The organism is Kroppenstedtia sanguinis (assembly GCF_050433445.1).
GTDB classification, from domain to species: Bacteria; Bacillota; Bacilli; order Thermoactinomycetales; family DSM-45169; genus Kroppenstedtia; species Kroppenstedtia sanguinis.
Map to the genome: position 1 here is coordinate 120,986 of NZ_JBNPXF010000003.1, position 24,441 is coordinate 145,426.

Annotated in this window: 20 protein-coding genes; 19 read left to right on the forward strand and 1 reads right to left on the reverse strand. The window is 49.2% G+C overall.

All coding sequences use genetic code 11. The annotated features are described in order from the left end of the window. Positions 1-12: 12 nt before the first annotated feature. Entirely contained in the window at positions 13-1,176 is a 1,164-nt protein-coding gene (locus tag JOD24_RS03155) for a S1C family serine protease (protein WP_429246308.1), read from the reverse strand. Positions 1,177-1,691: 515 nt separating this feature from the next. Between JOD24_RS03155 and JOD24_RS03160 the strand changes: the two genes are divergently transcribed. The 19 genes from JOD24_RS03160 to JOD24_RS03250 all read left to right on the forward strand — a co-directional run bounded on the left by JOD24_RS03160 (position 1,692) and on the right by JOD24_RS03250 (position 24,420). Beyond that, positions 1,692-3,092 (forward strand): cytochrome ubiquinol oxidase subunit I, encoded by a 1,401-nt coding sequence (locus tag JOD24_RS03160; protein WP_380166544.1) that lies wholly within the window; start codon positions 1,692-1,694, stop codon positions 3,090-3,092. After that, positions 3,079-4,095: a cytochrome d ubiquinol oxidase subunit II gene (cydB, locus tag JOD24_RS03165; protein ID WP_380166568.1), complete on the forward strand. Its 1,017-nt coding sequence runs from the start codon at positions 3,079-3,081 to the stop codon at positions 4,093-4,095. The genes JOD24_RS03160 and cydB overlap by 14 nt, the downstream gene beginning before the upstream one ends. Then, positions 4,095-5,822, forward strand: a complete 1,728-nt coding sequence (gene cydD, locus JOD24_RS03170; protein WP_380166542.1) for a thiol reductant ABC exporter subunit CydD — start codon at positions 4,095-4,097, stop codon at positions 5,820-5,822. The genes cydB and cydD overlap by 1 nt, the downstream gene beginning before the upstream one ends. Next, positions 5,819-7,573 carry a thiol reductant ABC exporter subunit CydC gene (cydC, locus tag JOD24_RS03175; RefSeq protein ID WP_380166540.1) on the forward strand — a complete coding sequence of 585 codons (1,755 nt, stop codon included), beginning with the start codon at positions 5,819-5,821 and terminating at the stop codon, positions 7,571-7,573. The genes cydD and cydC overlap by 4 nt, the downstream gene beginning before the upstream one ends. A gap of 738 nt (positions 7,574-8,311) precedes the next feature. After that, positions 8,312-9,103, forward strand: a complete 792-nt coding sequence (locus tag JOD24_RS03180) for an N-acetylmuramoyl-L-alanine amidase (protein ID WP_429246309.1) — start codon at positions 8,312-8,314, stop codon at positions 9,101-9,103. A gap of 628 nt (positions 9,104-9,731) precedes the next feature. Beyond that, positions 9,732-10,772, forward strand: coding sequence for an HAD-IA family hydrolase (locus JOD24_RS03185; protein ID WP_429246310.1), 1,041 nt, complete (start codon positions 9,732-9,734; stop codon positions 10,770-10,772). Positions 10,773-10,989: 217 nt separating this feature from the next. Beyond that, the gene (locus JOD24_RS03190; protein WP_380166534.1) at positions 10,990-13,053 is read left to right on the forward strand and encodes a BglG family transcription antiterminator; all 2,064 of its coding nucleotides are present in this window, start codon (positions 10,990-10,992) and stop codon (positions 13,051-13,053) included. A gap of 45 nt (positions 13,054-13,098) precedes the next feature. Continuing rightward, a complete protein-coding gene (locus tag JOD24_RS03195; protein WP_380166532.1) occupies positions 13,099-13,581 on the forward strand; it encodes a PTS sugar transporter subunit IIA in 483 nt (160 codons plus the stop codon). A gap of 1 nt (position 13,582) precedes the next feature. Then, complete coding sequence (locus JOD24_RS03200) at positions 13,583-13,867, forward strand: PTS sugar transporter subunit IIB (RefSeq protein ID WP_380166530.1); 285 nt, start codon at positions 13,583-13,585, stop codon at positions 13,865-13,867. Positions 13,868-13,941: 74 nt separating this feature from the next. Further along, positions 13,942-15,204, forward strand: coding sequence for a PTS galactitol transporter subunit IIC (locus JOD24_RS03205; RefSeq protein WP_429246311.1), 1,263 nt, complete (start codon positions 13,942-13,944; stop codon positions 15,202-15,204). 55 nt (positions 15,205-15,259) lie between these two features. Next, complete coding sequence (locus tag JOD24_RS03210; RefSeq protein ID WP_380166526.1) at positions 15,260-16,291, forward strand: zinc-binding dehydrogenase; 1,032 nt, start codon at positions 15,260-15,262, stop codon at positions 16,289-16,291. 123 nt (positions 16,292-16,414) lie between these two features. Further along, on the forward strand, positions 16,415-16,606 hold the full coding sequence (locus tag JOD24_RS03215; RefSeq protein ID WP_380166524.1) for a hypothetical protein: 192 nt from the start codon (positions 16,415-16,417) through the stop codon (positions 16,604-16,606). Between the two features lie 26 nt (positions 16,607-16,632). Further along, positions 16,633-17,682, forward strand: coding sequence for a galactitol-1-phosphate 5-dehydrogenase (locus tag JOD24_RS03220; RefSeq protein WP_380166566.1), 1,050 nt, complete (start codon positions 16,633-16,635; stop codon positions 17,680-17,682). A gap of 627 nt (positions 17,683-18,309) precedes the next feature. Then, a complete protein-coding gene (locus tag JOD24_RS03225) occupies positions 18,310-19,455 on the forward strand; it encodes an acyl-CoA dehydrogenase family protein (RefSeq protein WP_429246312.1) in 1,146 nt (381 codons plus the stop codon). A gap of 14 nt (positions 19,456-19,469) precedes the next feature. Further along, positions 19,470-20,693 (forward strand): acyl-CoA dehydrogenase family protein, encoded by a 1,224-nt coding sequence (locus JOD24_RS03230; RefSeq protein WP_380166520.1) that lies wholly within the window; start codon positions 19,470-19,472, stop codon positions 20,691-20,693. Positions 20,694-20,820: 127 nt separating this feature from the next. Next, entirely contained in the window at positions 20,821-21,186 is a 366-nt protein-coding gene (locus JOD24_RS03235) for an SCP2 sterol-binding domain-containing protein (protein ID WP_429246313.1), read from the forward strand. A 423-nt stretch (positions 21,187-21,609) separates the two neighbouring features. Continuing rightward, on the forward strand, positions 21,610-22,443 hold the full coding sequence (locus JOD24_RS03240; protein WP_380166516.1) for an SDR family NAD(P)-dependent oxidoreductase: 834 nt from the start codon (positions 21,610-21,612) through the stop codon (positions 22,441-22,443). A 28-nt stretch (positions 22,444-22,471) separates the two neighbouring features. After that, a complete protein-coding gene (locus tag JOD24_RS03245; RefSeq protein WP_429246314.1) occupies positions 22,472-23,635 on the forward strand; it encodes a thiolase family protein in 1,164 nt (387 codons plus the stop codon). Then, the gene (locus JOD24_RS03250) at positions 23,635-24,420 is read left to right on the forward strand and encodes an enoyl-CoA hydratase-related protein (protein ID WP_380166512.1); all 786 of its coding nucleotides are present in this window, start codon (positions 23,635-23,637) and stop codon (positions 24,418-24,420) included. Before JOD24_RS03245 ends, JOD24_RS03250 begins: the two co-directional genes overlap by 1 nt. Positions 24,421-24,441 lie beyond the last annotated feature (21 nt).

Genomic DNA, 24,441 nt, shown 5'->3' on the forward strand with positions numbered 1-24,441 from the left:
CGGGGAGTCGTTTTATCCTTCCTGCAGGGTCACTGTAGTATTCTGTTTTTTACCGTTCCGGTAATAAGTCACCTTCATGCGGTCGCCGATCTTTTTTTCTTTTTGCAGATAGGATTGCAATTGGGAGCCGTTTTTTATCTTTTTGTCGTCTAGAGCGACAATCACATCTAAGCGATGGAGACCGGCTTTGGAGGCGGCACTACTGGGGCTGACATCCAGGATGACCACCCCATCCGTGACGGAATCGGGTAGCTGGAGAGTGATTTGCCTGTCTGTGGCAGCAATCGTATCCAAATCTTTCAGGGCGATCCCCATGAAGGGGCGTTTCACTTTCCCATATTGGATGAGCTGATCGAGAATCGGTTGCGCCTCGTTCGCCGGAATGGCAAATCCCAAACCTTCCACTCCTTCTTTTGAAACCTTCATACTGTTGATCCCGATCACTTGACCGGCGGTGTTGATCAGCGCTCCACCACTGTTTCCTGGATTGATTGCAGCATCGGTTTGGATCACCTCCATGGACAAGTGTCCGGAGATATTGATCTTGCGGTGGGGTGAGCTGATCACCCCGGCAGTGACGGACTGGGAGAACTCGATTCCCAGGGGGTTCCCAATGGCGACAGCGGGTTCTCCCGCTTTAAGAGTATCCGAGTTTCCAAACTGAGCAACGGATGTCACCTGTTTATCGGGGATTTCCAAGACGGCCAAGTCGGTGATTTCATCACTGCCTAGTACCTGACCCTTTACCTTTTTTTCGGTTTTTCCGTCATGTACCACCACGATCACCTCATCTGATCCAGCAACCACGTGATGGTTAGTAACTACTCGTGCCTTTCCCTCCTTTTTTTCAAAGATGATCCCGGAGCCGGTCCCTTGTTCTTCAGATTGCAAACCAAAAGGATCCTCATTTTTTTTGCGGTTGACAATCCCGACCACAGCGGGCTGAACTTTTTTCACGCCTTCGGTGATGTTGCTGTCTACATCGACACTCACCTTTTGTACTGGCCCCGCTTTCTCCTCGACAGCACGGGATCCAACGGATGGATTCGGGGAAAAGAGAGGGGTTTGGGTAAACAGTGTCAATGCCAAAATCCCGCCCACCAAGCCTGAAACCAGCCCGGTAAGTAAATGGAAGTCACGTTTGCGGGTGCGATCCGATCGGTCGTAAAATCCCATGGTGCACAACCTCCTCGGTGTTCATGATGTGACAATGAACAGATATTATTATGGAGAAGAAAGCTTGGGATTTTCTTAGAAAGCTCTCTGTGGCTTAGTCTGGAGGAAGACTTGCAGAAGGAATCCAGCTGTCATAGGAAGGACGAGCCCTTGTACTCCTGAGACTCTCAGCAGAGGACAGTTGGTACACGAAAAATTATAGGAATATGAAGTCATCGATTCAATGGATGCAAAAGGTGCAAAACCCAATTTATGAGATTGAATACATTCTATTATTTTAATTGGATTCCGTTTCTTTTTTAATCACCGACAGGCTAAAGGGAAAAGAGTTTGAACATACCGATTCACCCCAAAGAATTGGAGATGTTCTTTTTTTGTTCGTTTTTTCACAATCAATATGCCATATATTGAACACTCTTCAGTGGGTCCCTGTGGAATAATAATAATAGATCGACAAGTTTTTTTGCTTGGTTCAACGCTGTTAAAACTTTGGAGGGGAAAGGTGGAGAAGCAGTATGGAAGAGCTTCTTTTGGCTCGACTCCAGTTCGCAGCAACGACGGTGTACCATTTCTTCTTTGTTCCCTTGTCGATTGGGCTGGCATTTATTATCGCGGTGATGGAGACCATTTATGTTGTCAAAGGAAAAGAAGAGTACAAAAGGATGGCAAAGTTTTGGGGAAAATTGTTTCTGATCAACTTTGCCATTGGTGTGGTGACCGGGATCATTCAAGAATTCCAATTCGGAATGAACTGGTCTGATTACTCCAGATTTGTCGGGGACGTATTTGGAGCCCCCCTCGCAATCGAAGCACTGCTGGCGTTCTTTATGGAATCAACGTTTATTGGTATTTGGATTTTTGGTTGGAACAAATTATCCAAGAAAGTTCATTTGGCCGCTATTTGGTTGGTATCTATCGGAACAGCCCTTTCCGCATTCTGGATTCTGGCGGCAAACTCTTTCATGCAACATCCCGTCGGCTATGCCATCAATAACGGGCGTGCCGAAATGAATGACTTTCTGGCCTTAATCACCAACGGTCAGGTTCTGGTGGAATTCCCACACGCCATTTTTGCTGCTTTGGCAACCGCCGGATTCCTGATCACGGGTATCAGTGCCTGGAAATTACTGAGGAAGCAAGAGGTTGATTTCTTCAAAAAATCATTCAAGGTTGCAGTGATCATTGGTTTGATTAGCTCGGTTATGGTGGCGGTAGTCGGTCACTGGCAAGCTCAATACCTTGTCAAAACGCAACCGATGAAAATGGCAGCAACGGAAGCCCTGTGGGAAACCAGTGGAGATCCGGCACCTTGGACCCTATTTGCTGTCATAGATCCAGAAAAACAGGAGAATTCTGCAGAAATTAAAATCCCGCTTGCACTCAGCTACATGTCCTATGGCGAGTTTTCTGGTTCACTACCCGGTATTAAGGAAATTCAAGCCCAATATGAAGAAGCTTACGGCCCGGGGAATTACGTTCCTCCGGTACGGACGACATTCTGGAGCTTCCGACTCATGGTTTTTTCCGGAGTCCTGATGATTCTACTGGCTGCTTATGGAACCTATCTGGCCGCTCGCAATAAATTGGAGCAAGCAAAACCGTGGTTCCTGCATGGGATGTTCTGGAGTACTTTCCTGCCTCAGATCGCTAATGTTTCAGGATGGATTATGACTGAAGTCGGACGTCAACCGTGGACGGTTCAGGGGTTGATGACGACAGCAGATGCGGTATCGCCCAGTGTAACCGGGCCGGAGATTCTGTTCTCGCTCATTGCGTATCTGGCTATTTACACGGTGTTGATGATTATCATGATTTACCTGTTCATCCGTGTTATCAAAAAGGGTCCCCAAGAAGTGTTGCAGGAGGCTACACTAAATGATCCATTTGATCGGAGGGAACAGCATGTTGTCTCTTAATGAGTTGTGGTTTATTCTGGTCGGTGTGTTGTTTGTCGGGTTCTTCTTCCTGGAGGGATTTGATTTCGGTGTAGGGATGTCTACGAAATTTCTCGCAAAAAATGAGGGTGAACGTCGTGTATTGATTAACACGATCGGTCCTTTCTGGGATGCGAACGAAGTCTGGCTGTTGACAGCCGGCGGAGCCATGTTTGCCGCCTTTCCTCACTGGTATGCAACATTGTTCAGTGGATACTATGTACCACTGGTCGTTGTATTGCTTCTTCTGATCGGACGCGGGGTCTCCTTTGAGTATAGAAGCAAAGTAAACAGTAGAAAATGGAGAAAGAATTGGGATCACGTCATTTTTATTAGCAGTCTGTTGGTGCCGTTCTTGTTCGGTGTGGTCTTTTCCGGATTGGTAAAAGGGTTACCCGTTGACAAAAACATGGAGCTGAATGCCGGCCTGTTTGACATGGTAAACCTGTATACTGTCGTGGGCGGAGCTGTGGTAACTATGTTGTGTCTGATACACGGGCTCATGTTCACAACGCTCAAAACAGCGGGTGATCTTCGGGATCGTGCACGTAACCTAGCAAAACGCTTACTCCTTCCCCTCTCAATATTGCTACTTCTGTTTGGAGCCATGACCTTCTTCATGACCGACGCATTTAAAGCACATGGCGGAATTCTGACAGTCATTCTGGTGCTTGGCATTGCTGTATATGTATGTGCCGGCGCATTTATGAACAAGAAAAAAGATGGCTGGGCATTTACAATGATGGGTGTCTTGATTACATTGGCAGTTGCATCTGTGTTTGTATCTCTGTTCCCGAATGTAATGATCAGCTCCCTGGATCCTAGTTATAACATGACCATTTACCAGGCTTCTTCAGGAGCCTACTCTCTGAAGGTCATGACGATCGTTGCCTTTACTCTGTTGCCCTTTGTACTTGGCTATCAAATCTGGAACTATTATATCTTCAGAAAACGTCTCACGGAGAAGGAGCCTCTCGAATACTGATGGACCGCGAGTTGTTGGGGTTTCCAGGGATAAAGTCTTTGCTCCTGAAGTTGACACTTCTTACGCTGGTTCAAGGAGTATCGATCATCCTCGCAGCAACGTGGCTGGCGGAAATGATCACAGCCTTGTTTTCCGGAGAGCCATTGCAGGAACAATTGGTGAAGATGGGGGGGTTCCTGCTGGCTTTCCTTTTTCGTTACGGAGCGGGGTTTTTCCAGCAAAGGCTGGCTTATCGTTACGCCGAGCGTACGGGAACGGAGATGAGAAAGCAGCTCATGGATCAGCTGTTCCAATCTGGACCGCGATTTGCGAAGGCGGAAGGGACAGGAAATCTGGTTACGCTTGCGTTGGAAGGAATCACCCAGTTCCGCACTTATCTGGAGTTGTTTTTGCCGCGCATGATCGGTATAGCTATCCTCCCGGTGCTGATTCTGATTTATGTCTTTACGTTGGATACCGTATCGGGATTGATTCTGATGGTGACGATGCCGATTCTGATCAGTTTTCTCATTCTGATTGGCATGGCGGCACGCAAACAGACAGAAAAACAGTTGCAGTCCTTTCGGGTACTGTCAAACCATTTTGTCGATTCTCTTCGTGGCTTAGAGACACTGAAATTTCTCGGTCGTAGCCGCCAGCACAGTCAAACGATCGCCGAAGTAAGTAATGAATACCGCGCAGCGACGCTGCGAACGCTACGTGTTGCTTTTTTGTCTTCCTTTGCCCTTGAATTTTTCTCGATGTTATCGGTAGCTTCAGTGGCTGTCCATCTGGGGTTGCTCCTTATCGACGGGGATCTATTGCTTCTGCCGGCGCTGACCCTTCTGATCCTGGCACCGGAGTATTTTTTGCCCGTACAGATGCTGGGAGCCGATTTTCATGCGACGTTAAACGGCAAAGAAGCAGGGACATCGATTCAGTCCATCATTCACCGGCAGGAAGGGGAAGCAGAGCTGTCTGAATGGACCGATTCCTTTGCCTGGACGGATCAAAGCATACTGAAACTAGTATCGATCGGCGTCCATTATGAGAAAGAGGGTCCCCCTTCCCTGGAGGATGTATCTGTAGAAATCCGGGGACAAGGTAAAATCGGAATCATTGGAGAAAGTGGTGCGGGCAAATCCACCTTGATTGACGTGTTGGCGGGATTTCGGAATCCTTCTTCCGGGGAAATCATGCTGGACGGGATGGCATTGCCGTCACTCGCCGGTGACGTATGGAGGAAAGAAACAACCTATATACCGCAGCATCCGTATCTATTTAATGTCTCGCTGTTGGAAAACATTCGTTTTTACAAACCGGATGCCACTGTCGAAGATGTGGAACGAGCCATTTCGGCTACTGGTTTATCCAGATGGGTTGAGCGTCTACCAAAGGGGTTGGATGAACGGATCGGTAATGGCGGCCGTCAGTTGAGCGGCGGCCAGGAACAACGCGTAGCACTGGCCCGCGCATTTCTAAGTGCACGTCCAGTTCTGTTGCTGGATGAACCGACTGCTCATCTGGATATTGAAACCGAGTATGAGTTGAAAGAAACCATGCTCCGCCTGTTTGAAAACAGACTCGTCTTGTTTGCCACCCACCGCCTGCACTGGATGCCGCATATGGATCGGATTATTGTCCTGGACAAGGGAAAGGTGGCCGAAATCGGAACCCATCAGGAACTTGTTGTCCGTAAGGGCGTGTACTATCGGCTGTTAACTGCACAAAGGGAAGGGATCGGATGATGGGAAAAGAATGGATTGGCCATGATCTCTGGACCCATCGTTGGCGATTTGTACTGGTGATTTTTTTAAGTTTATTAACTGCCGGGTGTGCCTGTGCACTCACGTTTACATCGGGTATCCTCATATCCAAAGCCTCGCTGCGTCCGGAAAATATTTTGATGGTGTATGTACCGGTTGTCCTCGTGCGGGCCTTCGGAATTGGACGAGCTGCCGTTCACTATGTGGAACGGCTGGTGGGACATGATCTGGTCTTGCGGATCCTATCCCGAATGCGTACTCGCCTCTATCGCATATTGGAACCTCAGGCATTGTTGATCCGCTCCCGTTATCGTACCGGTGAGGTTCTCGGCACCCTTGCTGACGATGTTGAGCATTTGCAGGATGTTTATGTGCGAACCATTTTTCCTGTGGTGACGGCGGCGGTGGTCTATGTAGTATGGGTTGCAGTCTTGGGGAGACTGGATCTTTCTTTTGCACTGTGGATGGCACTTTACCTGTTGATTCTTATCCTGGTGCTTCCTGCGGTGTCGCTATGGGTGACATACAGAAAACGGAAAGAGATGAAGCGTGGCCGAAACAGGCTGTATCAAAAACTGACGGATGCGGTGCTTGGCTTGAGCGATTGGGTCATCAGTGGGCGTTCCAAAGAATTTGTTTATTCCTATGAAACAGATGAGGCCAAAGTAACGGCTGTGGAAAACCGTTTGCATCGCTGGGTAAGTTTGCGCACCTTTTTGGCTCATCTTGTTGTCGGAGGTCTCATTGTTTTGACTGCCTACTGGTCCGGCGGGCAATTTGCCGATGGGATGCTGGATGGCCCATTCATTGCAGCCTATGTTCTAGTTATTCTCCCATTAATGGATGTGTTTCTTCCCATCTCGGAAGCGGTTGAAAGAATTCCTCAGTATGAGGAGTCTTTGGAGCGGATCCACCGAATGGGGGGGACGGATCCCAAGATGGGGTCAACGGAGCGCAAGGTTTCGGATTCGGTACTGGAAAAGGCCCGGAGTCAAGCCGATATTCGTCTGGAAAATGTAAGTTACCGCTATGAATCCTCCGTTGAAAGAAGCATCAGTGATCTGTCCCTGGATATTTCCCGGGGAAAAAAGTTGGCGGTGATCGGGCGTAGCGGTGCCGGCAAATCTACATTATTGAAGCTGATTCAGGGTGCTATCGTTCCGGAACAGGGTCAAGTAACGATCAACGGGATCCGTGTGGATCAATTTGGCAACGATATGCCAAAATTGATTGCGGTGTTGAATCAACGTCCGTATCTGTTTGATACGACAGTGGCCAATAACATCCGCTTGGGGAAACCTGAAGCGACCGATGAAGAAATCAGGAACGTAGCAAAGCAGGTGAAACTGGATCCATTGATCGAATCCTTGCCTTTGGGTTATCGTACCCCGATGCTGGAAACAGGGGACCGTTTCTCCGGCGGGGAACGGCAGCGGATCGCATGGGCCCGCATCTTGTTGCAGGATACGCCGGTGATTATCTTGGATGAACCGACGGTGGGGCTGGACCCGGCTACGGAGAGAGATTTGTTACGAACTGTTTTTCAAACCCTTCAAGGAAAAACACTTATTTGGATTACACACCATCTAGTAGGAGTAGAACAGATGGATGAAGTGGTCTTTATTGAGGAGGGTCAAGTTGAAATGCGTGGTTCCCATGAACATCTGCTGGAGACCGTCCCGCGTTATCGTCACCTGTATCAGCTGGATCGGCCCATTTTGGCAGATGTCTGACCTAGTAAAAAACCTCCTTTGTGATCGGTTTTTTGCACACGAAGGAGGTTGATTTTTCTAGATGTTAAAATCAGGAAAAGAGAAGAATCGCGAGGGAAGTTGATAATTTCTATCATGGAATGGATTCTTTTTAGAAGTAATGATATGTTTTTGAATGAAGAAAAGGAAAGGATAGATGCTTGTGAGGGTGTGATGAAACCAGGGAAAAAGGGACGGATCTTCAGCGGGATAGCTACGTTACTTGTTAGATTATTATATCGAGGAAAAAGGTCTCCCCACAAAAGTGGAAATGACAACAAAGACGCTTGGTCCTCATGAAAGAGGATCAAGTGAAGAGGAGCCATCCAGATCTGACCCTGAGGATCAAAGTCGGTTTCTGGAGGCGATCGGAGGAGCAGGACAGTTTGATTTCCTACAAAGAGTGCAAAGGATCTCCGCCGTTCCACTTAACCGGCCCTGGTTACCACACAAAATATGGCTTATCAACAGCCCGATTGAAAGAAACCCCAGTCCATCTTTTGACAGGGGTTTCTTCGTGATTTTACTTACCTTGCGGGATCTCGTTCTCAGTACAAACCGCTTCTGAGGGAGAATGAATTCCCTATTTTTACAGGGTTGAATATTTTGATTATTTGGTATTATCCTACTACCACAAGTTGTCCTTTTGGAAGTTTTGTGCCATGTGCCGTTTCGAGTGAGGAAAAAGAAAAATAGATTAATATAAAGGAGCGTGATCTTTTGGCAACCAAGATTTTTATTGATCCCGGACATGGTGGAAACGATGCGGGTGCGGGAGGAAACGGTTTGCAAGAGAAGGATGTCACTTTGAAGATCGCCTTGGAAACTCGCCGAATCCTTGTGGAAGAATACGAGGGTGTCACTGTTAAAATGAGCCGTGAGAAGGATGCCACAGTTTCACTGAACCAACGGACCAATGCAGCGAATAACTGGAATGCCACCTTTTTTCTCTCCATTCATATCAATGCCGGAGGGGGCACGGGATTTGAGTCCTATCGGTATGTCCAGAATGGCTCCTCCACCACCATGACGGCACAAAAAAATATCCATGCTGCTGTGCTGTCTGCCTCGAATTGGAAAGACCGGGGCCAAAAGTGGGCAAACCTTCATGTTCTCCGGGAATCCAAGATGCCAGCTGTGCTGACGGAGAACGGATTTATCGATACCGCAAGTGATGCCGCCAAGTTGAAAGATACCTCTTTTTTGAAAAAGCTGGGTCGTGCTCATGCGCAGGGACTCGCCAAAACTTTTGGCTTGAAGAAAAAAGCACCTCCTCCGTCGACGGGAACACTTTATCGGATTATCGCCGGTTCCTACTCTGACAGGGCTACTGCAGAGAATCAGCAAAGCTCCCTGCAAAAAAAGGGCATCGACACTTGGCTCTGGGAGTATGAGAAGGGGAAGTACCGCGTGGTTGCAGGAAGCTATTCCCAAAAAAGTGAAGCGGACAAAGTATCGGCAGATCTAAAAAAGAAGGGCATCGACAATTGGATTGCCGTCGTTAAACAGTAAATATAGGAACCCGGGCAGAGATCATCCTGCCCGGGTTACGCGATGTCACCGATGGGTGAACTACTGCCTCTTCAGGCGACTTTGATCTTGTTTTTCAGCAAGGCGGAGGCAGGATGGTGGGGCGACTCCGATCTCTTACAAAGAGCGCATAGCGAGACCGGGAACGGAGTGACCTTGGCGAGACTTGTGCCCTATGGGTACAAAGGCGAATCAAATCCCCACCATCCTTACCTTTCTGTGATTTTCCACACAATGTTCTCTGAGGGGGCACTACTTCGTTTATAGCCTGAACCAGGCGTGTTGATTAGCCGCATTTTAGGCAGGAAATAAAGTCGGGATGGTGGGACGGCTGGAACCGGCCAGGCGGATGAAAAAAGCATGTTGGAGGCGATTCGCCGAGCTATGGAACTGGCTCCCAAAAGAAGTTGATATAACGAAATTGACGCCATTGAACAGCGAAAATACGGGAGGCTCGGGTGAAGGGGATTTTGCCCGGGTTTTTTCATTACGATGAGTTGACAGCCAAATCTAAATACACTAAAATCATGGGCGGGTTGAATTGGAAAAAATATGTGAGAGGGTGAAATTTCTATAAATCGGTTTTTCCAAATGTGAAGGGGGATTCAGATTGACAGTAGCATTTAGCAGTTTGGAAGTGGCAGATCTATACCAGATGGAACATTTCTACAGAGTCTATTTTCATTTTCGTAGAAAATACACCTCCATCGATCGTCGATCGGTTCGCTTGGAAAAAGGATCCTTTCAACTGGAACTGACGCAAGGAGATGCTGCGCACAAGAAGGGTTCCACCCAGCCATGGGTCACTCTGGAAGTTCCGGACGTCCATCAAGAAAAGTACCGTTTGGAAACCTGCGGGCTTACCATCCAATCATCAGATCAGAATCCCTCGGAACTGGAAGTGGCAGATCCAGAGGAAAACAGGATCCGGATCCGGAGAGGGATTGATCCCGTAGCTGATCCTGACATTCAAGCGGTCATTTTTGATCTGGATGGTACCTTGATCGATAGTGAACCCAATTATTTTGTGGCTGAAAAGAAGTTGCTAGAAGAGTACGGAATCCATGATTTTAACCTGGAAATGAAGAAAAAATACATCGGGCGCAGTTCAAGAACCATGCTGGAAGATTTCATAGAGGCGTATCAGATCAGGGATTCCGTTGAGGTGTTATTAAACAAGAAGAACCGATACTACATCGAGATTGCGGAACAACAGACCACAGTCTACCCCGAAATGAAACGATTTTTGCAGTACCTGCGGAAAGAGGATTACCCTGTGGCCCTCGCTTCTGGATCCTCACCGGAGATTCTCGACAGCATCTTATCCGTTACCGGTTTGCAAGATTCTTTTGACGTGGTGTTATCCTCTGAGACCCTCCAGAGAGGAAAACCGCATCCCGATGTATTTCTTGAAGCGGCCAAACAGCTGGGGATCCCTCCGGAACACTGTTTAGTGATCGAAGATTCCCAATACGGGGTGGAGGCGGCCAAAAGAGCTTTCATGTATTGCATAGCCATCCCTTATCTGATCGATTCGCCTCTATCTGACCATTTTACGATGGCAGATCTGCTGTTTCGAGAGGGGATGGAATCTTTCACCGCCGAAAAAGCCTATCGGTGGTTGCAAGAGAAAAAGGGCGCTGCGGTTTGATATTTCATTTCCCGGAGAAAGGGGTTACGATCCAAAGCACTTTGCATCTGCAAAGTGCTTTTTTTGAGTGTGGGCGATTACCCTGCTACTGTACAGGCAGAGCCGATTGCATGGACTTCATCACAGCATTGTACAACGTCGGTTCAAAAAAAGGGATGAAAACGAAATCATCACCAAAAATGGGGTGATACAATGATAGTACGAAAGGAGGTATATGATGCAGCTGGATAGCCGAAGTCAGTATCTCCTGCGAGAAGTAATGGCAAATCCGAATATCCGAAGCAAAGAACTAGAAACCAAGCTTCGATTGAGTCGAAGGCAACTGGGTTACAGTTTTGAAAAAATCAATGAGTGGCTCTACGATCAGTCCCTTCCGAAAATTGAGAGGACGAAACAGGGTGGATTCTTGGTGGAGCCAGAACTCTTGTCCAAACTTGAACTGGACAAAGATCCGAGTCATGAAGATATAAAGGAACAATCGAAAAGCAAAAGAGTGAATATGATTCTGTTTATGTTATTAAGCCGAATCGAAGAGTTATCCCTGACTCATTTTACAAGTGAATTGAAAGTGAGCAAAAATACAGTACTCGACGATCTGAAAAAAGCAAAAATTTTTGCGTCCCGTTATGGGCTGAATCTCCGCTATTCGCGAAAGTTCGGATATCTGCTGGAAGGAAAAGAATTTAATCTGCGAAAATTAATGATTTTGACCATGTACAGGGTCCTGGAAATGGACCATGGTCCAAGCAGAGTAAAGCAGCTCGCTGAGTTATCCGCAGAGGAAGTGAATGAACTTCAGACCCGTGTAGAGAAGGTCGAAGGTAAATTGAATTTAAAGTTTACCGATGAAAAGATTATATCGATTCCCTATATTCTCGCACTGATCTTGCGAAGGGTGAAACAGGGGAAGAGAATCAGCCCCTTTCATATACACTACGATGAAATTTCCGATACAAAAGAATACTGGGCCACGGAGGAGATTCTTTATCATTTCGAGGATGTGCCAGAAGAAGAAAGGTTTTTTATCACGTTGCACCTTCTCACAGCTAACGTCATTTGGTCGTCTGAGGATCCGACAGAAGAGAACATTCCAAAATTAGCTCAGGCGTTGGAGGAGATGCTTCTCCTATTTGAACGAACCACATTTATTTTTCTGCAAGATAAGGAGCGCTTGATCCATAAGCTTTTGCTTCACATGAAGCCGGCTTACTATCGGATCAAGTATCAATTGACGGAAGTAAATGACCTCCATGAAATCGTTAACAAGGATTTTAAAGAGCTGCATCATTTGGTGCAAAAGTCGACCCAGCCTCTCGCCGATTTGATCGGCAGCGAAATTCCTGAAAGCGAAACCATCTACCTGACGATGTTGATCGGTGGCTGGCTCACCAAGCAGGGAGACAGTTTCCGTAAAAAGGTGAAAGCGCTGGTGGTATGCCCAAAGGGCGTCTCCGTCTCCAGACTCATGCTGAGCACGTTAAAGGATTTGTTCCCGGAGTTTGTGTTTCTGGATTCATTATCCGTGCGGGAATTTCAACATTATGGATTGGACTATGATGTGGTTTTCTCACCAGTTTTTCTGGAGACAAAGAAAGAGCTGTTCATCGCCCATGCGATGATGGAAAAAGAAGAAAGAATTCGCTTGCGTAAACAAGTGATGTTGCAGCTCTATGGATATACGCCCCATCATTTACATTTGGAAGAAATTCTCGAAATCGTAGAAAAACATGTAACAGTGAAGGATCGGCCCTCTCTTGCCAAAGAGTTACGAGAATATCTCAGCCGGGATGAAGCATCAGGGAACCATGGCCAACAAGTAGGTTTGTCGAATCCCAATTTATATGAATTGATTACGCCGGATACGATTACCCTCAAGCATTCTGTCCATTCGTGGGAGGATGGAATTAAGACCGCATCGGAACCTCTCTTGCAGCAGGGAAGCATCACCAAAAATTATGTGGAAGCTATGATTCGTCATTGCCAGACGGATCCTTACATTGTGATCAGCCCTCACATGGCGATCCCCCACGCCTCACCGGATGAAGGCGTGAAAGAAGTTTCGATGAGTCTGCTCCGACTGAAACGAGGAGTGGAATTCGCGAAGGATTACTCCATTCATCTGGTGATTATCATTGCGGCGATGGCTAAAAATCAGCATTTGCGGGCCTTGATGCAATTGATGGAATTGGCTGCAAATCCAGAAGATCGCAATGCTATGATCCAAGCGCGATCCGCAACAGACATCCATGAAATCATTAAAAATTATGCCGAATCAAGTTGAAACCAAGATTTCAACGAAGAGACAGACATAGAGGTGAGGAAGCAAGTGAGGGATTTATACTTCGATGAATCATTGATTTTGAAAGACTTGCAGGCCCAAAGCCCAGATGAGGTACTGGAATTGATGGCTGCCAACCTGCTGGCCAAAGGACTGGTGAAAGAGAGTTTCGTAACGGCAGTCGTCGACAGGGAAGGAAAGTTTGCGACGGGTTTACCCACCCACGGAGTGTCCGTGGCGATCCCTCATACGGATCCGGAACACGTCAAACACCAGACCCTCAGTTTAGGAATATTAAAAGAACCGGTTGATTTTGGAATTATGGGTGAAGCCACGGCCCAAACTCCAGTCAAGTTAGTGTTTATGCTTGCAATGGCTGAACAGGACAGTCAGCTGTCCCTGCTTCAGAAGTTAATGGGGATTTTTCAGAATCCAGAAATCCTATGGTCACTTGCAGAGTCGGAGGATCGATCCCATATCAAAAGGATACTGGTTGATCAACTGGCTGTGATTGTAAAGGAGGTGAACTGACATGAAGAAAAAACAGGTGTTGGTCGCATGTGGAGCTGGTATTGCCACTTCCACCGTTGTTAATAACGCAATTGAAGAGATCTGCAGAGCGAACGGTATCCAGTGCGATCTCGTGCAAATCAAAATTACAGAAGTGGGTTCATATCTGGATACAGCCGATTTATTAATCAGTACTACGATCGTTCAAAAAGAATATCCTTTTCCCGTCATCAATGGTAGAGCTTTTCTGACCGGAATCGGATTGGATGATGTAAAGAAACAAATCCTTGAAGAACTGAAAAAATAACTTCTGTTCTTCCCGGTTCCGTATCTGCTGAAAGTATGGGATCGGGAAGTTTCAACAGCTGAGGAGGAACCCCTATGCAAACGATGATCGATGCTCTGCAAGCTTTTCTCGATCTGGGAGCAACTGTGATCTTGCCGGTGGTCATTTTCTTACTCGGTCTGTTGTTTGGGCAAAAACCCAGCAAGGCCTTTCGTGCCGGGTTGACCATTGGTGTTGCTTTTGTAGGGATCTTTTTGATTGTCGATCTGCTCGTAAACAACTTGGGTCCGGCTGCTCACGGGATGGTGAAGCGATTCGGGGTTGAATTGAGTGTAATTGATGTAGGTTGGCCCGCCGCCGCTTCTATTTCGTGGGCTTCGCCCATTGCAGCATTTGTACTTCCCCTCGGTTTGGCACTAAACGTGATCATGCTTGTCACGAGAACGACCAAAACCATGAACGTAGACATCTGGAATTTTTGGCATTTTTCCTTTATGGGTGCGATTGTATACGCTTTATCTGGAAGTATCATTCAGGGGTTGATCGCGGCACTCCTATTCGAAATCATTTGTTTGAAGATTGCGGATTGGACGGCTCCCATGCTTGAAAAATATTTTGATCTTCCGGGAATCTCGGTTGCGACAGGAAGCACGGTTTCTTATGCTCCTCTCGGCATTCCGCTGGTAAGGCTAGTTCAAAAAATACCGGTCGTAAAAAACTGGAATGCAGATCCGGAAACGATTCAAAAGAGATTTGGCATCTTCGGTGAACCGATTTTTATGGGGTTGGCCCTCGGTGTGGCACTGGGCTTGTTGGCGGGTTATTCCGTGGGCGAAACGATTGAGATCGGAATGGCGATGGCTGCGGTGATGGTGCTAATGCCTCGAATGGTGAAACTCTTGATGGAAGGCCTGATGCCTATTTCAGAGTCAGCCCGTAATCTGCTTCAGAAAAAATTTGGGGCGCAAAACATCTATATTGGATTGGATGCGGCTGTTGCGATTGGACATCCGGCGGTCATTTCAACGGCGCTGATCCTGGTACCGATCACGGTGGCTATAGCGGTTTTTCTGCCGGGTAATAACGTACTGCCATTCGGCGACTTGGCCACCATTCCATTTATAGTGGCTTTTATTGTTGGGGCTGCGCGGGGAAATATCGTTCACTCCGTACTTGTCGGTACCGTCCTGATCGCATTATCCCTGTACATGGCAACGGATATTGCAGCATTTCACACGCAGATGGCTGTAGATGCCAAGTTTAATATGCCGGAAGGAGCAAACACCATCTCCAGCATTGACCAGGGTGGAAACTTGATCAACTACGTTCTATACAAGCTGTTTGCCTTGATTAACTAATCGAAAACCCTGAATCCAGGGAATCTTTTTGGAGAGTCCAGGAGGTATTATGGCCATGAAAGCTTTGGTAAAAAAAGAGCCGGGATTTGGCAACCTGGAGATTGTGGAAGTAGAGGAACCGCAAGTGGGCAGAGATCAGGTAAAAATCCTTGTGAAATATGCCGGGATCTGCGGTTCTGATATTCACACCTATGAAGGCCACTACAAGGTAAAAACGCCGGTGACACTGGGGCACGAATTTTCAGGTGAAGTGGTGGAAGTCGGGGAAGACGTGACCGAGTTCAAACCGGGGGACCGCGTCACTTCCGAGACGACTTTTGATATTTGTGGTGAGTGCAGATACTGCCAGACAGGGGATTATAACTTATGCAGTTCCCGAAAGGGATTGGGAACACAGCAAGATGGAGGCTTCACCCTATATTTGCTCGCCCGTAAAGAGAGTGTCCATCGCTTACCTGATCATGTGGGATATGAAGCGGCTGCCTTGACGGAACCTCTAGCTTGTTGCCATCATGCGGTGCGGCAGGCCTCCATCCATGAAGGGGATGTGGTGGTGGTTCTCGGCCCGGGACCGATTGGATTGCTGACAGCACAAGTGGCGAAAGATACAGGTGCGAAAGTGATCATCACCGGGTTGAACCATGATCAAGTCCGGTTGGATAAAGCCAAAGAATTGGAAATCGATCATGCCGTCAATACCCAACAGGAAGATTTAAAACAGCTTGTTGAGGGGTTGACAGCAGGATACGGCGCTGATGTGGTGTTTGAATGCACAGGCGCTGTTCCCGCTGCGAAGATGGGGCTCGACTTGCTGAGAAAACAGGGACAATTTATCCAGGTTGGAATCTACGCCACCGCTGAAATCCCATTTGATTTGGAAAAGGTGATTCAGAAAGAAATCACAGTGAAAGGATCCAGAAGTCAAAAACCAAGGGATTGGGAACCTTCACTCGCCTTGATGAATGAACATCGCGTCCATGCCAAGGCGCTTGTGACCCATCGATTTGACATCACCCAATGGGCTGAAGCCTACCAGGCGATTAAAGACGGTGAAGCGATCAAGGTCTTGTTAACTCCAGTAGATTAACAGATGGAAGAGGAGGGTGGAGTGTCACAGCGTGAGATTTCGGCTACGCCACAATGTACAATCCCGTCCTGACCCTTGACAATGGTTGGATCAGACACACGTGGACGGATGGGAGGTGGGGGAATGGTAGAACATTTTCTCGACTTCACTCTGGGTCCTTACGGAAGAATGCTGGGTGACTTCTATTTTGAAAACCAGGTCTGGTTAAATAGTTTGGTGGTGGGAGTGGCGATATACAAGCTTTTTGCCAAACACAAGCAGAAGAGTGCACAACCGGAACACCCAGCCGAATCCAATGGGGATGGAATGGTTTGACCGAAAGAGGTGCCTGCAGAGTCATGATGAACGCACTTAAATTTTATGGGAAACAGGATTTACGTTACGAAAAAGCCGTTCTGCCCGTAATCGAACAGGTGGATGACGTCCTGATTCAAGTGAAAGTGGCAGGGATTTGTGGGTCTGACTTGTCCCGATATGCGAAGCTGGGTCCTTATGTGAAAGGAATGATCTGGGGCCATGAGTTTTCCGGTGAAGTAGTCGAAACCGGTCCGGCGGTAACTCATGTTCAAGTCGGTGATAAAGTGGCGGCCTGCCCCACATTTTATTGTGGCAAGTGTGAGAGCTGTAAAAAAGGGCAGTTCTCTCAATGTGCAGAATTGACCGTGATCGGGGCGAGACACCCAGGTGCTTTTGCTGAGTTTGTGAGGTTGCCTGGAGAAAACGTGATCCCTCTACCCGTTTCCATAGACATGGAGACAGCAGCTTGTATCGAGCCGGCAGCGGTAGTGGCCCATGGATTTTATCGGACCGCAATGCAGCCAGGAGCCGAGGTGGCGGTGATGGGTTGCGGCAATATTGGATTGTTGGCGGTGCAATGGGCGAAAGTGTGGGGTGCCAGCCAAGTGGTTGCGATAGACATCGATCCGAAAAAGTTGGATATCGCCACCCAAGTGGGGGCAGATGTGGGAATCCATTCACTGGAGTCTTCGGCCTATGAGCAACTCATGGATCTGACCCATGGAAAAGGGGTGGATGTAGCCATCGAATCGGCGGGGTCACCGATCACCTCTGCCCAAGTTTTTGCCCTGGTCAAAAAAGGCGGGCAAGTGGTCTTCATGGGCATCCCCTATGAGCATGTCCAGGTGGAACGATTTTACTTTGAAAAGATCGTCAGAAATGAACTGACCGTGTTGGGCTCCTGGAATGCGATTTCTGCGCCCTTCCCAGGCAAAGAATGGACTTCAACTCTTCAGTTCATGAAAACCGGCCAGATTGATGTGAAACCGCTCATCTCCCACCGAATGAGTCTAAGAGAAGGTCCGGAGGTTTTTGAAAAAATGATCAACCGCGAAGGACGGTATGGAAAGGTACTGCTTTATCCGGAAATCTAGAAGCGTGGTGTAAAAGTCGCCATACTTACAGGACACCAGTCATGCCCAGGGTTGCTTTGCGCCCCTCGCTATACAGGGAGTGTGGGGTTTCATATAGAGGGGATTTTTGATCGCCAGAACTTTGACGCCGTGAACCCCCATCCCGACTGTCTGTAAGCTCAGGGGTTCACAAATAGGTGTATGTCTCGGATCCGGGAAATGAAATGCCGTTGTCTCTCTTCAATGGAGCACGGCATTTATCTATGTCGGCCAAGAGGATCTTCTCCAGGGAAAGAAGGAGCAGTTGTGCTGGTAAGTGGAGGACCCCATAACAGCCGGATTTCTGAATTGTTGGAGAAACATTTACCATCCCCTCAAGCCATATTTTACGATGGGGGCAATGGGAAGAGCAAAAGGGTCAATTTTGTTTCCTCCACCCATTTCCTGGTTAACCACAGACCTAACAAAAGATATATAATTATTTGAATTATTTCTTGATTTTTGACTGGGAACCAGTTATGATACGAGTACGTACTAGTATTTCGCCAGTCACTCTTTTGACGCTGGGTGTGTTTATAAGTGCAGGATCACTTTTGTCGATGTCTGAACTTGCAGACTGGATCCATTTCGGTTGGGAGGGCGGTTGATTTGATTTCATTTCAGCCTACAAAGGAGGAGTCGGCCTTTGCAGATCTGGCCAGGGAATTAGCTCGAGAGCGGATCCGCCCCATAGCCAGGGAGTGTGAACAAAATCGGAGGGTCCACTCCGACTTGGTGAAGACCCTGAGAGAGTTGGGCTTTACTACCCTGGAACTGCCGGAAAGTTGGGGCGGTTTGGAGATGTCCTTGCTCTCGCAGACTCAAATCTGGGGAGCACTCGGTCAGGGGGATCTGGGGGTGATACAAGGATTGCCTGGTACCGGGGACGGTGCTTCTCTGATCCGTCTGATTCCGAATCACCCGGCTTTGCAATCCTATAAAGCGGCGGCTGTGGAGGGGGAGGGGCATACGGTTGCCTTCCTCCAAGCTGCAGATGGAGAGGGGATGTCAGGAGTCCAGGCGGAATCCAACGGGCAGGGAGTTGTTTTAAAGGGAACTTCCCAGCCCATCCGATTGGCTGCATTTGCTGAAAATTTGCTTGTGGCAGTGAATGATGCTGGAGGAGAGACCCTGTTGTTGTGGTTGGATCGCCAGGCGGACAGTCGCTGGCATGTGGTGGAAGGGGACTATCGTTTGGGATTGCTGGCGGCAGGTTGTGCACGTGTGCGGTTTGCAGAGGAGAGGATCTCTCCGGAGCAAGTGATTGCCAAGGGAAGTGAAGCCCGAGAGCTCTTGTCACAAGCTCAGGCACGGATTGACGTGCTGGAAGCGGCCAAGGAGGTGGGTCTGATGGAGGCGGCTGTCTCCTATACCGCTGAATACACGGCACAACGGAAAGCTTTCGGCCAAGAGATTGCCAAATTTCAGGGAGTCTCCTTCACTCTTGCGGATATGGCGATCGAGACACAGACTTCCCGAAATCTTCTGTGGCAGACGGCGGAGCAGATCGATGACGGGAAACCAGAGGGAAGGCGAGCTGCAGGCGGGGTTTTGTCCCGGGTTCATCAATCTCTCCGCTTCGTAACCGATTCAGCAGTGCAGTTGTTGGGGGGACATGGATACGTGCAGGAGTTTCCCGTCGAAAAATGGATGCGTGATGCCCAGGCGCAAGTCAGTCTATATGGCCGGGAGGGTGAATTGATGGCCCGCTGTGGTGAGCAGTTGCTAGAGGATCACGTACCCACCGGGGTTTAAAGGAGGGACGCCTGATGATTTCTTTCAAATTATCGTCGCATCAACAGCAAGTGAAGGATGTGGTGCACTGGTTCGCCGAAAATGAAATGCGTCCGATCTCCTTGGAAGCGGACCAGATGGGAAGAGTGCCGGATGATTGGCTGCAAAAGATCAATCAGCTGGGAATCCAGTTGAATACATCCTCCTTCGGTGAAGAGCAAAAGAGTTCGCAGAAGAATGGCAATGGCAAAAAGGAAAAGTCGGAGCGTCAGGCCAACCGGTTGGCGGTGATCGCGACAGAGGAGCTCGGGTGGGGAGATCCAGCTATCGCATTGACCCTTCCCGGTCCGGGATTGGGAGGGCCGCCGGTGCAGTCCAGCGGTACACCGGAGCAGAAGGAACGTTTTTTATCCATCTTTTCGAAGGATGAGCCGCCTCGGTGGGGTGCCTATGCATTGACTGAGCCGGAGGCGGGATCCGATGTCTCTGGAATCCGAACCACTGCCCAAAAAACAAACGGCGGGTATATTCTCAACGGACAAAAAATCTTTATCACCAATGGGAGTCGGGCTTCCTGGGTGGTTGTATTTGCCACGATCGACCGAAGCTTGGGACGCGCCGGCCATCGTGCCTTCGTCGTTGAAAAGGGCACACCTGGTTTTCGTTGTACCCGTCTAGCTGAAAAAATGGGCATCCGTGCCTCGGAGACGGCGGAGTTGTTGTTGGAGGATTGTTTCGTACCGGAGGAGAATCTTCTTGGAGGCGAATCCTACTATGAAAATCGAGGTTCCGGACCGTCGGGGTTTCGGGTGGCGATGAAAACCTTTGACAATACCCGGCCCATCGTGGCCGCGATGGCCATCGGAATCGCCCGGGCCGCCTTTGAATATACATGGGATCTGGTACGGAAAGAGTATCCGAAGCATGGACGTCTGTATCATTTGGCTTCCGAGAAGTTGGCCCGTGGGCAACTGGAGATCGAGGCCGCCCGTCTGCTCACCTGGGAGGCGGCATGGAAAGCCGATATCGGTCAGTCCAATGCCAAGGAAGCAGCCATGTGTAAAGCCCACTCCGGCAAAATTGCCCTGGAAGTATGTGCCGGATGTTTGGAACTGTTGGGTCCTGCCGGTTTGGATGGACAAATCGTGGAGAAGTTCTATCGGGATGCCAAGATCTTTGACATCTTTGAGGGGACCAATCAAGTTCAGCATCTGATTACGGCACGCCATCTCTATGAACCCCACGGAGTGCGGGTATGACGAGGGGATGGACGATCCTGGCACTCTGACCCCAATGTTTTTAAGGAGGTGGTGTAGCGAAAGAGATCTTCCACCCCCCTCGTTTTTGAGTCAGTTTATTTCTATCCAAGAGAGAGGAGAATGCCAAATGGCTAAAAGTATAGATGATTACACTCTGGAGGAAGCTTGGGAAAAAATCGAAACGGCCCTGAATGAAAATCCGAAGCCAATCGAAGGAATGAATAACGTTTATCAATTTGACATCTCTGGAGAAGATGGGGGCAGTTATCAACTTCATCTTGCTGACAACCAAGCAAAGGTAAAGGAAGGAGCCCCCTCTGAGGCGGATTGCACGCTACAAATGGCGTTGTCTGATTTCAAGGAGATGCTGCTGGGGAAATTAAACGGGACCGCAGCCTTTATGTCTGGAAGGCTGAAAGTGAAAGGAAATATCGGGTTGGCCATGAAAATGGAAAATATTCTGCGTCAATACGACGTCAAGGAACATATCTGAATGGGATGGCCCGGTGTTCCGCCGGGTCCCTCCTTTCCTAGGGATGTTGAAATCTGAATACATGCAGTCTTTGGTCAATAAGGAAATGGATCTAGTGCCTTCTCGGGATGTGGAAAATCATAGAAGGGTGGAGCCTTTGCGCTCTTTGCAAGAGATCGGAGCCGCCTCACCATCCTGTCCCACCCCACTAAAAAAAAGATCAAGGTTGCCTGAAGGGGCATTTAGCAGCATTGTGCTACTTTGCGTTTGATGACGGTCGGGATGGGGGTTCACATTTCGGCGTCAAAGTTTTGACGAGCCAAAGATGTTCCATGTGAAATCCAACCCTTCCTGTGAACGGTTTTTTCGCAACACTTCTAGGGACTGGAAAGTACCGGGTGACGAGTGTTCACCGGCTGTACAACGAACGGGGGAGGAGAAAATATGAGTCTGCCGCTGGAAGGAAAGGTGGCATTGGTAACCGGGGCATCCAGGGGATTGGGCAGGACCGACGCCTTGACGCTGGCTGCAGCCGGTGCGGATGTGGTGGTCACCGATATTTTAATCGAAGAGGATGAAAATCTGGAGCAAACCTCAGAAAAGTGGGGGCCCATCGCCCAAGTGATGGCCCAGTCACAAGCGGTGTACACTCAATCCACGGCGGAGAAAATCCGAGAGATGGGTCGAGAGTCCGCCGCGTTTCGAATGGATGTGACGGATCGAGAAGAGGTCCAATCAGTCATGACCCAAGTAAAGGACCAATTCGGTCGGATTGATATTTTGATCAACAACGCCGGCACATTGGATCACACGGCTCGCCTGGAAGATCAGAATGATGATTTCTGGGAGCGTGATCTCCGTGTCAACCTGACAGGGGCTTACAATTGTTCGAAGGCAGTTTGGCCCTATATGAAAGAGCAAAAATGGGGCCGAATCATCAATATGGCCTCTGTCGTGGGTACCTTAGGGGGATTTGGACAGGCGAGTTATTCCACGACCAAGGCCGGTGTACTGGGATTGACCAAGTCATTAGCCTTGGAAGGGGCCAGGCATGATATCACTGTCAATGCCATTGTTCCTGGAATTATCAATACGGAAGCCTTCCGCATGAGCAATCCAAAGATGAGTGAACGAATGATTGCCCGGACAGCCTTTAAACGACCTGGAGAACCAGAGGATATCGCCCATGCTATCGCATTTCTCGTTTCGGATCAGGCCTCCTATATCACTGGAGTCGGCTTGCCGGTAGCGGGGGGAATCGACTTGTTCACCTTTTGACATCGGGGCTATGAGTGAGGTGGAAAGGATGAAAAATGTGCGGGATCAGGATGCGGTCATTATCGATGCGATCCGAACCCCTTTCGGACGGAAGAAGGGTTCTCTTGCTGGTACACGGCCGGATGAAATGGCTGCCTCTCTCCTCAAGGAGTTGGTCAGCCGAAACGATCTGGATCCTTCCGAAGTGGAAGATATCAAGATGGGCTGTGTCACCCAGATCGGGGAACAAGGTCTCAACATTGGCCGTATGGCTGGGTTGATCGCTGGCTTTCCCGTGGAAGTGTGCGGTGTCAGCGTCAACCGGATGTGTGCATCCAGCCTGGAGACCCTGGCTCAGGGGGCCCACGCGATCATGGCGGGGATGTCCGATTGTGTCATTGCAGCCGGCGTGGAAAGTATGAACCGGGTTCCCATGGGAAGTGATGGAGGCCAATTCAGCGACCTGTTATTGAATCAACATAGGATCATTCCTCAGGGTCTTTCTGCAGAATTGATCGCAGATCGATGGGATCTTTCCAGAGAGGAACTGGATCGCTTCTCTCTGCAAAGCCATGAGCGGGCAGTGCAGGCTCAAAGAGAAGGGCGCTTTGACCGGGAGATCGTCCCGATCGAAGGGAAAAACCTGGAGGGAGAAACGATCCGCCTCGAGGCAGATGAGACTCCGAGACCCAATACCAATTTGGACTTGTTGGCAGAGTTGAAGCCCTCCTTCCGGCCAGATGGCAAAGTGACAGCGGGCAACTCCAGTCAAATTAGCGACGGGGCAGCCGCTGTTCTCCTTACTTCCCGGAAAAAGGCGGCTTCTCTCGGATTGGCTCCCCGGGCGAGAGTCGTGGCGACGGCGACGGCGGGGGTGGATCCGGAAATCATGTTGACGGGGATCATTCCGGTCACTCATCAGGTGTTGCAACGAGCCGGGTTGTCTCTGGATGAGATCGATGTGTTTGAAGTGAATGAGGCTTTTGCCTCGGTGGTATCGGCTTGGCAACGGGAGATCGGTCCCGATCCGGAGAAGGTGAATCCCAATGGCGGAGCTATCGCCCTCGGCCATCCTCTCGGTGCTAGCGGCGCCCGGCTGACAGCTTCCTTGGTCAACGAGCTGGAGCGACGGGAAGGTCGTTACGGGCTGGTTACCCTATGTATCGGATTCGGCATGGCTCTGGCGGTGATCGTGGAACGGGAGGAATCATGATGGAAACTCCGAACTGCAAATGGGAGATTCGGGAGCGGGTGGCGGTGATCACGATTGATCGTCCCCCGATGAATACGTTAAGCCAAGGGACGCTGTTTGAATTGGAAGGGATTCTGGATCAGGTGGAATCGGATGAAGCGGTGGGTTGTCTTCTCATCACCGGAGCAGGGGATCGGATGTTCTCCGCCGGTGCGGATGTCGCTGAGTTCGGGGAAATGGGTGGAGATCGGGAAACTGCGGAAAAGATTTTGAAACGGATGCATGATCTGTTCAACCGGATCGAAGCCTTCCCCAAACCCGTACTCGCCTGTCTCAACGGGAAAGCTCTCGGTGGGGGAAATGAATTGCAGATGGCTTGCCATCTGACGATCGCCGCTGACACGGCGGAATTAGGGCTGCCGGAGGTGAGGTTGGGCATCATCCCCGGGTATGGTGGAACCCAGCGACTTCCCCGGTTGATCGGCCGCCGGCGAGCTCTGGAACTGATGCTGAGTGGCCGTCGGATCTCCGCCCAGATCGCTCTCGAGTATGGATGTATCAACCGGACGGCACCACAAGAACAGGTGCGGGAAGAGGCCTTCCAATGGGCCAAAGAGCTGGCCGCCGGTCCGCCGATCGCAATGAAGGGCATCCTGGACGCTGTGGTCAGAGGATCGGAAGCAGACTTGTCCCAAGGATTATCCATCGAACGGGAGAATATGCTGTCTGTCATCGGGACCGAGGATGCCATCGAAGGAGTGACCGCTTTCTTTACCAAGCGGGAACCGTCTTTTAAGGGCAAATGATGATCTGTTGAGAGGCTACGG